We start from the raw sequence: 13561 nt of genomic DNA on the forward strand, positions 1-13561 counted from the left end.
GGCGAGGAACAGCAACGCAGGATATGGGCTGCTGGCGCCGAAGTTGACTAACAGAACTAGCCACACAGGCCACTAGCTCCACCGTTGAAATATTTCCAGTGGAGCGGGAAATAGAAAGTAAACCGACAGTGCCATATTCGCCTCGCGAAGAAAGACACCAGCCATGGTTGAGATTGTAATGTCGTGCCTCCTCCCAGAATGCCTGCCTTTGAGTCTGCTGTTGCGCAGACCAGCGCATGGGAATGGAACGTGTTAGTCCATGTTCGACGGTGGGGTCTTGGGAGAAATAGTTTTCGGCCACATACTTTTCCTCCCGGGAAGTTGGGTAGTTTGAAAGCAGGAAGTATTGTGGGGACGCTAAAGGTAGCGGGATTTTTAGCCCGTAGGAGCAGAACTCAAAACCCAGGTTGGACGTTAATTTAACCAGCTTGTTAAGTAATTCACGTTCAGCGGTGCAGCCAGAAACCAGGTCTATGAAATATTCGCGCCAGTCATTCACCCGTATTGCCTTCCGTGGTCCGTGTTGCCGTCAGCGGGTTCGACACTATCTCAGCCGCTCATCCTTATATTTATGTGGCCAATCACCAAAGTAACTATGATGTTCTGATTGTGGCGCAGGCCCTGAAACCAGGTACGGTTATTGTCGGTAAGAAATCACTTAAATGGTTGCCTCTGGTCGGGCAATTGTATTGGTTGACGGGCAGCCTGTTCATTGACAGAAGCAGCCCCCGGGAGTCGATCCAGAGCCTGCGCAAAATCTCCAGGAGCGTAGTCGCTGACAATACTTCCCTCTGGATCTTCCCTGAAGGCACCCGAAACAAAGGCAGGGATATGCTGCCTTTCAAGGCGGGAGCCTTCCGGATTGCCAAGGAAATGGGGGTGGGGATCGTTCCCGTCACGATCAGTCCTGCTGTTGGGGACATTGCATACAACTCATTGCGCTCTACTGAAGTCAGTATCGTGGCTCATCAACCCATCGAGGCGGATGTAGTCGCGAGCATGAGTGCCAAGGAGCTGGCAAGCTACACACGTGGAATCATCTACAACACGATTCCGGTTACTTAGGGATGGCCTGAAGTCGTCCGGTATTTTCAGGCGGCGTCGCTATTGGTGAATTAAAAACGCACCGATTACAAGATGATCAAATCAGTCGCTCTTACAAGAAGGGACGACGTGGGTGTCAAGACGGCTCGTGATGGTGGTCGCGTAGCCGGGGGGGCATTTCGAGACATTTCAGCGTGTTACGCCAGGGCAACCAGTCGAATCGTACAATGAAGACATCCTGGCATCGTTTGGTGGGCGGTCGATCTACGATGTCAGTCACCGGCCAGTCCTGGAAACAGGCTCCGCCATGTTCAACAGTAACTGACCGAATTCGCGCACTGCGGGAGTCTTCTCGCCGGCGCTCCAGGCCAGCAGGAAATTGGCTTTCGGCAGTGCCGGCAGACCGTATTGCCCATCGACGACTCTCATGCCCGGCTTCAGATCGCTCCACATTTGCACCGTGGCGCCGAGACCTGCAAGCACAGCCGTACGAATACCTTCCTGGCTTGGTGAGGTGAAAGCAACGTGCCACTTGACGGACGAACCCTGCAACGCCTCGACGCCTACCTGACGGTTGACGCATGGTGCTGGAGAAAGTGCGAGCGGCAGCGACGTACCTTCCGGCATCTCGAAGTTTTCCGCCGCGACCCACACGAACTGCGTCTGTCGCAGTACCGTGCCGCTGTTTTCGTCGCCTGGTTGCGACAACACCACAGCAAGATCAAGCTCGCCAGCGTTGACCATTGTGCGCAAATCGAGATACGTACCGACGTTCACATCCAGGCGCACGCCAGGAAATGCGCGGGCGAACTGGCACAGCATCGGTGGCAGCCGTTCGCCCATGAACGTCTCCGGTACACCGAAGCGCACGATGCCCGAGAGACGTGACGGCTGAAAGCGGCGGGCCAGGGCATCGAGTGAGTCCAGAATATTTTGTGCATGGTGCAGGAAGTCGTTGCCATCCTCGGTCAAGGTCAGGCGGCGTGTCGTGCGGTACAGCAGTGGTCGGCCAACTTGTTCTTCGAGCCGCCGGATCTGATGGCTGACCGCGGACTGGGTGAGGTTCAAACGCTGCGCTGCGCGGGTGAACCCGCCTGTTTCCTTCACGGCAATGAAGGCGCGCAGCAGTGACGGGTCGATGTCCATAGTCGGCCTACATATGAAGATAATTACTGAATCCTACAAAATTAAATCATTTCCGTCATTAGAGATGGTTGCCCACACTTAATCCCACGGCCTGCCTCAACGGCGCTGTCTGCAGTGGGAATTATGCATTTACCCATTTCTCTCTGGGACAGTTGCCGAAGCCATCGTTTATCGCGCTTTCGATTACCGATGGCGGCATTGCTGACCCGTCCCTTCAAGACAACCCGGAAAAATATCGATGCCCCCGTCCCGCACCCGAAAGAACAACATCGCATTGGTTGCAATTTGTTTAGCTTCGCTCATGTTCGGTCTGGAAATATCCAGTGTGCCCGTGATATTGCCAGCCCTTGAGACGGTATTGCATGGCGATTTCAAGGACATGCAGTGGATCATGAATGCTTACACCATCGCCTGCACGACGGTGCTGATGGCGACCGGCACGCTGGCAGATCGTTTTGGCCGCAAACTCATTTTCATCCTCAGCATCGTCGCGTTCGGCATCGCTTCCTTGATTTGTGGCCTGGCACAAAGTATGTCCGTTCTGATTGCCAGTCGGATTATTCAAGGTGTGGCGGGCGGCGCAATGCTGATCTGTCAGGTTGCCATTCTTTCCCATCAGTTCCAGGAGGGGAGTGAGCGCGGCAGAGCCTTCGGGGCATGGGGGATTGTTTTCGGCATTGGACTCGGCTTTGGGCCGATCATCGGTGGCTTGATCGTTGCCGTTTCCAACTGGCAATGGGTGTTCCTCGTCCATGTTCCGCTCGCCATCCTGACATTGGCGCTTGTTTTCGATGGGGTGCAGGAGTCCCGCGATCCGCAGTCCAGGAGGCTCGACATTCTGGGCATCATCGCGCTTTCTCTGGTTGTTCTTGGTTTGGCATATCTCATTACGCAAGGCCCGGGACTTGGCTGGAGCAGCGCTACAGCCATCGGCATTCTGGTCGCTACGATGGTGAGCGCTATCGCTTTTGTCCTGGTGGAAAAACTCCACCCACATCCGATGTTTGATTTTTCTGTCTTCAGAATTCGGAATTTCTCGGGCGCTCTCTTTGGCTCCATGGGTATGAACTTCAGCTTCTGGCCGTTCATGATCTATCTGCCGATCTATTTCCAAAGTGGTCTGGGTTACGACAGTGTCGCCGCTGGACTGTCGTTGCTGGCTTACACGCTTCCGACCTTGGTGTTTGCGCCGCTGGGGGAGCGTCTTGCCTTGCGTTATCAGCCTGGCCTTGTGATTCCTGCGGGGCTGTTCACGATCGGCCTGGGGTTCATTCTGATGAAATACGGCTGCAGCGTTGATGATGCGAGCTGGCTGACGATGTTGCCAGGTTCCCTGTTGGCAGGGATCGGTTTGGGCATCACCAATACGCCAGTCACTAATACGACTACCGGCTCGGTTTCGAGTGCCCGCGCAGGCATGGCTTCTGGCATCGACATGAGCGCCAGGATGATTTCCCTAGCGGTCAACATCGCCTTGATGGGATTCGTTCTGGTGGCAGGAATCTCGACGTATTTGCAGAGTGCCTTTCCTGGAAAACTCGATGTGTTACAGGTGCGATCCCTGGCCGAAAGCATCGCCGCAGGAAACGTCTCTTCGCTCACTCAAGGTTTTGCGCAACTGGCTTCTTTGGGGGTGCCAGACACTGCAATTCACGCAGCGCTTGTTCACGGGATCGGCTGGGTGATGCTGTATGGCGGCATTGGTGTTTGGGTGCTGGCCGCTATCAGCTTTTTAACCTTTTCCCCCAACAAGCAAATGAGTCAGGTAACGACGTAGCGACACCTGGTCAGTGCCCGTAGACCGCGTTGCAAAGGTCTACGGTGAATTGCCCGAACATGCCTTTGAAGGCGGTGTTGGTGAAGGTTACCACGGTCAATTGCTGCTCCGGGTCGACGAACCAGGAGTGCCCGTAGGCGCCGCCCAGCCGCCAGCTGCCGACCGACTCGGCGGTCTGTGCGGCTGCCGGGTCCTTGAGCACCGTGAAGCCCAAGCCCAAGCGCGATCCGTTCGTTGCCTGTAACACATCGAGTCCCTCCGCCACACGGCGAGTCAGCGACTCGGTTGAAGCATCCTTGCGGCAGTTGCCCGGCTGCATCCCATGACACTCTATGTGCACGACGAATAATCCGGCTGCCAGTTGGCTTGATAGGTGGAGTGCACTGTCAGTTTGAGCGTTCGACATTATTAGACGCCGCTTTTTTATTGCTCGCCACCGCCTGTGCATGTTCAGACTGCTGGTAATGCGCCATGGAGGAATCAGTCGCGGCCTCCATTCTTTCCATTACCTTGTCGCTACCGCCTTCGGCCATCGCAGCCACAGAAGCACTCATCAGGGTGACAATCAAAAATGCTTTAAGGGTTTTCATGGGGAACTCTCCAGTATTCGGGTTCTGCCAGAGCGAAAGCTTGCTGGCTTGAGCTAATTCTGAAGCGAGCCGTATTTCAGCCCGTTCCCCGGCACATGAATTTTTTGACAGGAAAGCTATTTGTGCTCTTTGCCCTTTTTTCCTTCTCCAGATCGTTTGGGTTACTGAGTAGCCCTGGATATTCCGATTGATCCGTTTGCAGTGCGACATTAAGAGACTGAAGCGAAATTGATAGCCGGAGATGTAAGTAATCGGGCACTCAACAATCAGTTTGAAGCCGATACAGGCCGAGTCTACCGCCATACCTGAGCGTGCCATTTTTTAAACGTGTCCTCTATTTCAAACGCCCCCGCACATCAAACAGCCATTAAAAAAAACGCCCCTTTGGCCCGGATAACATCGTTTCTCCAGAACATGGCTTTTGACTATATTGGCGCCTAGATCAAGCGAATCAGCAAACATTCGCCACCATTCATTGCGGGTAGTCTTAATGAAAATAAAACCTGACAGCGCAGGGCTTGATAACGCCGGAACGGGGACAAAAGTTGTCTGGGGCGGGGAGCAAGTCAGGCATCCCTACAACGCCACGCAAACACCCATCGTGGTCAGCGCCGCATACGGTTACGACGATATCGATGTCTGGTACGACGTGGCTCTGGGCAAGAGCCCAGGCTTTATTTACAGCCGCATGAGCAACCCCACGGTGGAGACGCTCGAGGCGAAAATCCGCGCACTTGAAAATGCGGAATCGGCCGTGGCATTCAGCAGCGGCATGGCCGCGATCAGCAGTGTCCTTTATACCTTCCTGTCCCATGGCAATCGGCTGGTTTCAACCAAGGACAGTTACGGTGGCACCAACAAGGTTTTCGAAGAGTTTTTGCCGCGCATGGGGGTCGATGTCACGTTGTGTGAAACATTCGATCATGAAGAAATCGAACGGGAAATCGCCAAAGGCTGCGATCTTCTCTACCTGGAAACACCCACCAATCCGACGCTGAAAATAGTCGATATCAAACGCCTTGTAGCGGCGGCCAGGCGCGTCGGCGCCCTGGTGGTGGCGGACAATACCTTTGCCACCCCTTTGAATCAGAACCCGCTGGCGCTGGGCGTGGATGTGGTTGTTCATAGCGCTACCAAGTTTCTCAGTGGCCATGGCGATGTACTGGGCGGCCTGGTGTGCGGTGCCGAACCATTGATGGCGAAAGTTCGCCATTACCGGGAAATCAATGGCGCCACGCTCGATCCGTTCTCGGCCTATATGATCATTCGTGGCATGAAGACACTCGCACTGCGAGTGCGCCAGCAGCAACACAGTGCCCGCGCCCTGGCAGAGTTCCTGAGTACTGAACCCTTGGTGGATTCGGTGAACTATCCTGGCCTACCCAATCACCCGAACCATGATGTTGCTTGCGCGCAAATGCGCGGGTTCGGGGCAATCGTCAGTTTTGTCGTGGCCGGTGGCATGGACACGGTCAAAGTGCTGTTGCCACGCTTACGCTTTGCTCACTGTGCCGGGAACCTGGGTGCGGTTGAAACCATCTATGGGCCGGCCAGAACAACCAGCCATGTGGAAAACACCCTGGAAGAGCGTTTAGCCCTGGGTATTTCTGAAGGGTTGGTGCGTATTTCCGTTGGCATCGAAGATACCGATGATCTGGTTGATGATTTGAAACAGGCTTTTGCCTGGGTCAGAAGTTTATGGGAGGAACAGGCCATCTCGAAAACCCAATCAATATTGAATGAACCTTGCGCTGAGGTAGCAAACTGACGTTTAAACGTTAATGCCTCACGACAAGGCAGTCGCTGAGGAGTTCATGAAAAGGAATAATAATAAAATTTAGCGGCAAACTGGTTGTATTACTGCTCGGTAATTTACTGCAGGAACTTATTTTGCCCTAATAACTTTCATGAGAGTCAACTATGTCCACAAAAGAAGAACAAATAAGTACCCGTGCCGGTTTCAAACAGGAAATGCAGACCCGCCATATTGTCATGTTGGCATTGGGCGGAGTTATTGGTACCGGGCTATTCCTGACATCCGGATACACCGTCAATCAGGCCGGCCCATTGGGTGCGGTAATCGCTTACATCATCGGCGCGGTGATGGTCTACATGGTCATGATGTGCCTGGGTGAACTGGCGGTGCAGATGCCGGAAACCGGCTCATTCAGTACCTACGCAACACGCTTCCTCGGCCCGGGTACCGGCTACACGGTGGCCTGGCTTTACTGGTTGACCTGGACGGTAGCGATCGGCTCCGAATTTACCGCAGCGGGTATCCTGATGGCGCGTTGGTTTCCGAGCACGCCGGTATGGATCTGGAGTGCGTTGTTTTCCATGGTGGTGTTCCTCAGTAACGTCGTGTCGGTCAGGCTGTTTGCCGAGACGGAGTTCTGGTTGTCGTTGGTCAAGGTACTGACGGTATTGGCGTTCCTGGTGGTCGGTGGCGGGGCGATCATTGGCGTGTTTCAAATCGACCAGGCGCACAGCATCGGGCTAAGTAATTTCACCCGCGAGGGGCTGTTCCCCACAGGTTTCATGTCGATTGCCATGACCTTGCTGGCAGTGTCCTTTGCTTTTTCCGGCACCGAGCTGATCGGTATTGCCGCGGGCGAAACCAAAGATCCTCAGCGCAATGTGCCGCGGGCCATCCGCACCACCGTACTACGCCTGGCGATCTTCTTCGTAGGGACCATTTTCGTTCTGGCGACGTTGTTGCCGCGCGAGCAGGCCGGATTGATCGAGAGCCCGTTTGTGACGGTGTTCACCTATATCGGTATCCCGTACTCCGCCGACATCATGAACTTCGTGATCATCAGTGCACTGTTGTCCGCCGCCAATTCCGGGTTGTACGCCGCTTCGCGCATGCTCTGGACGCTGAGTGATCAAGGTCATCTGCCGAAGCAGTTCTCTGCGCTGACCCGCATGGGGACACCGTTCAATGCCATCGTGGTCAGTATGGTGGGCGGTGCGGCATCGCTGCTGAGCAGTGTGTTTGCCCCCGATACCATCTACCTGGCGCTGGTTTCGATTTCCGGGCTGGCGGTGGTGGTAGTGTGGATGAGCATTGCCGCGAGTCAGATCGCGTTCCGTCGCCACTATGTGGCCAATGGCGGCGATATCAGGGACCTCAAGTTTCGCGTACGGGGGTACCCATGGGTGCCGCTGGGTGCGCTGGTCTGTTGCAGTCTGGCCTGTGTGGGGATCGCCTTTGACCCTGAGCAGCGTGTGGCACTGTACTTCGGCTTGCCGTTCATCGCCTGGTGCTATTTCGTGTATTACATTACCCGCAAGAACCGCGAGCGTCGCTTGTCGGTTGCCCCCTTGGCACAACCGTCCGATGCGTTCTAAGCGGTATCGACGATGTGGGCAACAGCGCTTGGTGCAGGGGGCGTCAATGAGGTCCAGGCAATGAATCAAAAGACGTTACCCCCGCTCAATTGGCTTCGCGCATTTGAGGTATCCGCCCGCTGTTTGAATTTCACCCATGCGGCCGAAGAGTTGTTTTTGACCCAAGGCGCGGTCAGCCAACAGATCCGGCAATTGGAAAGCCACCTGGGTGTGGCACTGTTCAAACGCTTGCCCCGTGGTTTGGGTTTGACCGAAGAAGGTCAGTCGTATTTGCCTGTCGTGCAAGACGCGATTACGCGATTGGCGGTCGGCACCAATGAAATTTTTGGTCAGCATAAAAGGCGACCGATCAAGGTGCGTGGCAGCCTGTCTTTTTTCGTGCACTGGCTGGCGCCAAAGCTGGTCGACTTTCGCCAGGCTCATCCGCATGTGGATATACGCTACATCAGCAACATCTGGGTAAAGGAACTCGATGGTGAGGACGACATGGAGATCCGCTGGGGCCACGGACAATGGACAGGCCTTGTGTCTCAGCGCCTGACCTGGGACACCTTGTTCCCGGTCTGCTCGCCGGGGTTGATGGCGAGCGCGCCGCTGGAGGTGCCAGGCGACGTGGCCCGGCATCCTTTGCTGCACGTGTTGGGGTATGAAGAAGGGTGGGGGTACTGGTTGAAAATGGTCGGTGCAGACGCTGTCGATTCGTCGACGGGCATGCAGTTCGATACCCTCATTTCGACGTTGCGCATGGCTGAGCTCGGCCAGGGTATCGCCCTGGCTCGCTCATCCATGGTCGATGAGATGCTCCAGGACGGTCGTCTTGTCGAACCCTTCACACAGCGGATCGAGGCCAGCGAGTCCTTTTACCTGGTGCGCGGTTCCGGAGCCGATCAGCATCCCGATGCGGTCATGTTTTCCACCTGGCTGGTCGAGCAGGCACATCGTTACAAATGAATGGCCGGAGTCAACCATGCGCTATGTGAGTACACGAAGTTCGGCCGTGCAGGCCGATTTCGAGAGGGTCGTATTATCCGGAGTCGCCGATGACGGCGGGCTATTCGTGCCGGTCAGCCTGCCGCTGTTCAGCACGCAGGAAATCGCCAACTGGTCAACGTTGCCCTATGACGAACTGGCCTATAGGGTCATGAGTCCGTTCGTAGGCCAGTCAATCCCCGAAGTGGATTTCAAACAGCTGCTCAAGGAAGCCTACAGCACCTTCAGTCATCGCTCCGTCGCGCCCTTGCATCAGGTCGACAGGAACGAATGGGTACTGGAGTTGTTCCATGGACCGACCCGTTCCTCGAAGGATTTTTCTGCCCAGCTGCAAGCGCGCCTGGTCGACTATTTCCTCGTTAAACGCCAGCAGCGTGCGGTCATGCTGGGGGCGACCAATGGGGATACCGGGCTTGCCGCCATCGAGGCGTTCAAAGACTGCGACGAAACCGCCGTGGTGGTGTTCTACCCGCAAGCCGGTGTGCCTGATGATCAGCTGCAGCATCTGCAGGCTGCCGCTCACCCCAGGCTGCACAGATTCGCCGTGAACGGCAGCTTTGACGATTGCCAGACCATCGTCACTCGGTTGTTGCGCCAATGGCCATCCGCGCAGTGCGAGGCGATCAGTTTCAACTCGAACAACTGGGTCAGCGTGATGGCGCAGTTGGTGTTTTATTTTCACGCCGTGCTGCAACTGGGCGGTGGTCAGCGGCCGATCGGATTCAGCGTGCCGGCGGCCAGTTTCGCCGAAGTCTATGCGGGCTATATCGCGCAAAAGATGGGCCTGCCGATCACCCAAATGATCGTTGCCACCAATCGGAACGACGCGCTACACCAGCTGTTTCTGAAAAACCATTACTCCAGGTCACGGGCCAGCAAGAGCTTGTCGCCAGCCATGGACCTGTCGATTTTTTCCAATCTCGAACGCTTTCTGTGGGAGCTCTACGGGCACGATCATCAGGCAGTGAGCGCGCTGATGACAGAGTTCGAGGCCCATGGCGAGATGACCATCGCCAATGAGTTCTGGTTGCAGGCACGGATGATCATCGACTCTTACTCAGTCAGCGATGACGAGACCCTGAAGGAAATCACCACCCTCTACCGTGATACCGGATATGTCATCGACCCTCATACAGCCACGGGCGTTCTGGCGGCCCGGCTGTACCGCAGAAGCCTGGTGGCGCCGATGGTCACACTGGGCGAGATCTCGCCAGTCAAGTCAGCGGCGTTGCTCGGTGAGCTGGGGATCACCTCGATGCCACAGCGAAGCCCTCTCACGGTTCAATCGTCGCAGCAGGTTTACCGCATTCAGCCCGACGACATCGAAACCATCCATCAAGTGCTCCGCGGTCTTTGAAGACGCGACAAGGGGGCTAAGTGAAGCGAATTCTGGATCCGCTCGATGAGCGCATCATTGCCGAGCTCAGGTTGAATGCCCGAGCTGCTCACGCCGAGCTGGCGACCAAAGTGAACCTGTCGCGCAATGCGGTGCGACAGCGCATCGAACGGCTCGAACGCGATGGTGCGATACAGGGATATACGCTACGCACGGGCGTGGGGCATCAGTCATCAGCCAATATCAATGCGGTGATATTCGTCTATCGCTATGACCGCATGCGCGGCGCGGAGGTATTGCAGGCACTGCAGAAAATACCGGAAATAATCCAGTGCGATGTGATGAGTGGGGAGTTCGATCTGATGGTGCGAGTCGGTGCTTCGAGCCCCGAGCGGGTGCATAAAGTCTGGAATGAAATATCCGCCCTGTCGGGGGTGGAAAACACCGTGACTTCATTTGTCCTGTCATCTGTTGTTTAGGGTTATTGCCCGTCTGAAAAGCCAACGATTGTTGGCTTTTTTTATGACTGGACACTTTGCCCGGGCACTGGTCAAAACGGCCATAAAATAGAGCAAATCGACATATTTCACTGCCATGGCCGCCATCCTAATCTAGTGCCCAACAGCTAATAACCCGGATGGAAGACAACAAAAATGACTGAATACAAACTTGCGTTGGTCGGCTTCGGCGGTGTCAATCGTGCATTGGCTCAGCTCATCGCCGAGCGTAATAAGGCGTGGCAACAAGAGTTCGGTTTTACCTTGAAAATCGTCGGCGTCACCGATCTGTTTCTGGGTTCTATCGTTGGCCGTGACGGCCTGGATGCCGGGCTGCTGGCGAACCTCCCCGCAGTCAAAGGCGCTTTCGCGCAACTGCCTGGCGGTAATGCCGAAGCCTTCAATGAAGCCGTGATCAAGCATTCCGGTGCAGACATCATCGCCGAAGCAACTTTCACCAACCCTGTAGACGGCGAGCCGGCCACCTCGTTCTGCCGCTGGGCCCTGGAAAACGGCAAGCACGTGGTGACGACCAACAAGGGGCCGATTGCTTTGCATGGCGCAGAGCTGAAAGCGCTGGCCCAGCGCAATAACGTCGCCTTTGAATACGAAGGCTCAGTGATGAGTGGTACGCCGGTGATCCGGCTTGCCAGGCAGTCTCTGGCAGGCAGTTCGATTGTCGGCTTCGAAGGGATCCTCAACGGCACTTCCAACTTTGTCCTCACCAGCATGGAAGGCGGTCTGGGTTTCGCCGAGGCAGTCAGCAAAGCCCAGGAGCAGGGTTATGCCGAAGCCGACCCGACCGCGGATGTCGAGGGGCATGATGTGCGCCTCAAAGTGGTGATTCTGGCCAACGAACTGCTCAATGCCCACTTGAGTGTCAGCGACGTCAGCTGCCGCGGTATTTCGGCCCTTGGCCTGGACGACATTGAGAACGCCCGGCACAACGGCACGCGCTGGAAGCTCATCGGCGCCGCCACGCGCAATGCTGATGGCTCGGTCAGTGCCAGTGTCGAACCCAGGCTGTTGAGCAACGCTCACCCATTGGCCAGCATCGCTGGCGCGACCAACGCGGTGTCGTTCAATACCGGGCTGCTGGGGGCGGTCACCGTATCGGGCCCGGGCGCCGGGCGGACGGAAACCGCGTTCGCGCTGCTGTCGGACATCATCAGCATCCATAAGTCGGTTGCGAACAACTAGGAGAAGGCCTGTGAACGTATCGCGCTTGGCCATGGCCGTGGTTGGGAATCAAATCGACGTGTTGAACCCGTTTGACGCAAGCGTCATCGGGTCGGTAGCTGATATGTGTGCGTCTCAAGTCCCGAATCTGCTGGCGCAGGGGCGCAGTGGTGCGCAAACATGCGCCGGATTGCCGCGTTATCGCAGGGCTCAGATTCTTGAGCAAGCAGCCCTGAACATCGAGCGGGATGGCGGGGCGTTCGCCCGGCTGATCGTCGACGAGGCCGGTAAAACCATCAAGCAGGCGGAAAAAGAAGTCAAACGTTGCGTCAACACCCTGAAACTGTCCGCGCAAGAGGCCGGGCGCAATGCGGGGGAAGTCGTGCCGTTCGACGCCTATGAAGGCTCCGAGTCGCGGCAGGGCTGGTTCTCTCGGGAGCCGCTGGGCCTGATTGTGGCAATCACCCCTTACAACGATCCGTTGAACCTGGTGGCGCACAAGCTGGGCCCGGCCATAGCAGGCGGCAATGCGGTCATCCTCAAACCGTCCGAGCTGGCGCCTTTGTCGGCGATCAAGCTGGTAGGGTATCTGGTGGACGCGGGTCTGCCGGAGTCGGTGGTCACGGTCGCGACCGGAGGGGCTGCGCTGGGCAAGGCCCTGGTCGCCGCCCGTGAGGTCAGGATGATCTCTTTTACCGGAGGGTTCGTCACGGGGGAGCAAATTGCCCGCACTGCCGGCTTGAAGAAACTGGCCATGGACCTGGGCGGTAATGCGCCGGTCATCGTGATGGGCGACTGCGACCTCGATGCCGCAATCGAGAGTTGTGTATCCGGGGCATTCTGGGCCGCCGGGCAGAACTGCATTGGTACTCAGCGCCTTCTGATTCAGGCTTCTATCTATGAAGCTTTTCGAGACCGGTTCGTCAACCTCTCGAAAACCTTGGTTGCGGGTAACCCGGCATTGGCCACCACGGACATCGGTCCGATGATAACGTTACAGGCTGCTCAGAGTGCCGAGAGAGTTGTGAGCGAGGCAATGCAAGAGGGGGCCAGGCTGCTTTGCGGGCACCAGCGAGAGGGCGCATGTTACGCCGCGACAGTGCTGGAGAATGTCGATCACGCCAGCCGGCTATGGCGCAATGAAGTGTTTGCGCCGGTGGTGGTGCTTCAGTCCTTCGAAACCTTCGATGAAGCCATTGCCCTGGCCAATGAGCCCGAGTACAGCTTGCATGCCGGGATCTTCACCAATGATTTGGGAACGGCAATGAGTGCTGCACGGAGGATCGAAGCGGGGGGCGTGATGATTAACGATTCGTCCGACTACCGCTTCGATGCGATGCCGTTTGGCGGCTTCAAGTATGGCAGCCTGGGCCGGGAGGGCGTTCGCTTCGCCTATGAAGAAATGACTCAACCCAAAGTGGTGTGCCTGAATAATCTTCGTTGATTCATTGTGCTGGGGGGCTGAGCAAGATTGATGCTGGCGTACTGTGAGTGTCCCCTTCTATATATAGGTGCTGACGGCTCTACTATATAGAAGGGTTAAAAACGGGCTCTTTTGGTCCTTTTCAGCCTTCTTGATAGATAATTTGAATTAACCCTTGACGGCAGAATCTGGAAGCCTATAATTCGCCCCACTTCCGGCGCAGTCGAA

The 13561-nt window shown here is 56.2% G+C and carries 12 protein-coding genes and 1 pseudogene; 9 read left to right on the forward strand and 4 right to left on the reverse strand.

Going from position 1 to position 13561, the window contains the following annotated elements; translation table 11 throughout:
* Window positions 1–499 (reverse strand): autoinducer binding domain-containing protein (locus AC07O1_RS29945; protein WP_495091139.1); only part of this gene is annotated, 499 nt, incomplete at its 3' end.
* 14 nt (window positions 500–513) lie between these two features.
* Here AC07O1_RS29945 and AC07O1_RS29950 point away from each other — a divergent pair.
* Window positions 514–1065 carry a lysophospholipid acyltransferase family protein gene (locus tag AC07O1_RS29950; RefSeq protein ID WP_495091140.1) on the forward strand — a complete coding sequence of 184 codons (552 nt, stop codon included), beginning with the start codon at window positions 514–516 and terminating at the stop codon, window positions 1063–1065.
* Window positions 1066–1320: 255 nt separating this feature from the next.
* Here the strand turns inward: AC07O1_RS29950 and AC07O1_RS29955 are convergent, their stop codons facing one another.
* Window positions 1321–2190, reverse strand: coding sequence for a LysR family transcriptional regulator (locus tag AC07O1_RS29955; RefSeq protein WP_495091141.1), 870 nt, complete (start codon window positions 2188–2190; stop codon window positions 1321–1323).
* A 238-nt stretch (window positions 2191–2428) separates the two neighbouring features.
* Between AC07O1_RS29955 and AC07O1_RS29960 the strand changes: the two genes are divergently transcribed.
* Complete coding sequence (locus AC07O1_RS29960; RefSeq protein WP_495091142.1) at window positions 2429–3967, forward strand: MFS transporter; 1539 nt, start codon at window positions 2429–2431, stop codon at window positions 3965–3967.
* A 10-nt stretch (window positions 3968–3977) separates the two neighbouring features.
* Here the strand turns inward: AC07O1_RS29960 and AC07O1_RS29965 are convergent.
* Window positions 3978–4190, reverse strand: a pseudogene (locus AC07O1_RS29965) (serine hydrolase); the annotation flags it as partial.
* 163 nt (window positions 4191–4353) lie between these two features.
* Window positions 4354–4875: a co-regulatory protein PtrA N-terminal domain-containing protein gene (locus tag AC07O1_RS29970; protein WP_495091143.1), complete on the reverse strand. Its 522-nt coding sequence runs from the start codon at window positions 4873–4875 to the stop codon at window positions 4354–4356.
* Between the two features lie 172 nt (window positions 4876–5047).
* Here AC07O1_RS29970 and AC07O1_RS29975 point away from each other — a divergent pair, with 172 nt between their 5' ends.
* The 7 genes from AC07O1_RS29975 (at window position 5048) to AC07O1_RS30005 (ending at window position 13354) form a co-directional block, all read left to right on the forward strand.
* On the forward strand, window positions 5048–6325 hold the full coding sequence (locus AC07O1_RS29975) for a cystathionine gamma-synthase family protein (protein ID WP_495091144.1): 1278 nt from the start codon (window positions 5048–5050) through the stop codon (window positions 6323–6325).
* Window positions 6326–6477: 152 nt separating this feature from the next.
* Window positions 6478–7908, forward strand: a complete 1431-nt coding sequence (locus tag AC07O1_RS29980; protein WP_495091145.1) for an amino acid permease — start codon at window positions 6478–6480, stop codon at window positions 7906–7908.
* A 60-nt stretch (window positions 7909–7968) separates the two neighbouring features.
* Window positions 7969–8859, forward strand: coding sequence for a LysR substrate-binding domain-containing protein (locus AC07O1_RS29985; RefSeq protein WP_495091146.1), 891 nt, complete (start codon window positions 7969–7971; stop codon window positions 8857–8859).
* 16 nt (window positions 8860–8875) lie between these two features.
* Window positions 8876–10255 carry a threonine synthase gene (gene thrC, locus AC07O1_RS29990; protein WP_495091147.1) on the forward strand — a complete coding sequence of 460 codons (1380 nt, stop codon included), beginning with the start codon at window positions 8876–8878 and terminating at the stop codon, window positions 10253–10255.
* A 20-nt stretch (window positions 10256–10275) separates the two neighbouring features.
* The gene (locus tag AC07O1_RS29995) at window positions 10276–10713 is read left to right on the forward strand and encodes an Lrp/AsnC family transcriptional regulator (RefSeq protein WP_494995532.1); all 438 of its coding nucleotides are present in this window, start codon (window positions 10276–10278) and stop codon (window positions 10711–10713) included.
* A gap of 174 nt (window positions 10714–10887) precedes the next feature.
* Window positions 10888–11931 carry a homoserine dehydrogenase gene (locus AC07O1_RS30000; RefSeq protein ID WP_495091148.1) on the forward strand — a complete coding sequence of 348 codons (1044 nt, stop codon included), beginning with the start codon at window positions 10888–10890 and terminating at the stop codon, window positions 11929–11931.
* Window positions 11932–11941: 10 nt separating this feature from the next.
* Complete coding sequence (locus AC07O1_RS30005; RefSeq protein ID WP_495091149.1) at window positions 11942–13354, forward strand: aldehyde dehydrogenase family protein; 1413 nt, start codon at window positions 11942–11944, stop codon at window positions 13352–13354.
* Window positions 13355–13561: the final 207 nt, after the last annotated feature.

The organism is Pseudomonas sp. GW821-FHT07G10, from assembly GCF_059418545.1.

What these genes read in the sequence shown, in the direction of transcription:
- AC07O1_RS30000 (WP_495091148.1), top strand. Translation starts at nt 10,888, where the DNA reads ATGACTGAATACAAACTTGCGTTGGTCGGCTTCGGCGGTGTCAATCGT.
- AC07O1_RS29985 (WP_495091146.1), top strand. Translation starts at nt 7,969, where the DNA reads ATGAATCAAAAGACGTTACCCCCGCTCAATTGGCTTCGCGCATTTGAG.
- AC07O1_RS29960 (WP_495091142.1), top strand. Translation starts at nt 2,429, where the DNA reads ATGCCCCCGTCCCGCACCCGAAAGAACAACATCGCATTGGTTGCAATT.
- AC07O1_RS29975 (WP_495091144.1), top strand. Translation starts at nt 5,048, where the DNA reads ATGAAAATAAAACCTGACAGCGCAGGGCTTGATAACGCCGGAACGGGG.
- thrC (WP_495091147.1), top strand. Translation starts at nt 8,876, where the DNA reads ATGCGCTATGTGAGTACACGAAGTTCGGCCGTGCAGGCCGATTTCGAG.
- AC07O1_RS29955 (WP_495091141.1), bottom strand. Translation starts at nt 2,190, where the DNA reads ATGGACATCGACCCGTCACTGCTGCGCGCCTTCATTGCCGTGAAGGAA.
- AC07O1_RS29980 (WP_495091145.1), top strand. Translation starts at nt 6,478, where the DNA reads ATGTCCACAAAAGAAGAACAAATAAGTACCCGTGCCGGTTTCAAACAG.
- AC07O1_RS29970 (WP_495091143.1), bottom strand. Translation starts at nt 4,875, where the DNA reads ATGGCACGCTCAGGTATGGCGGTAGACTCGGCCTGTATCGGCTTCAAA.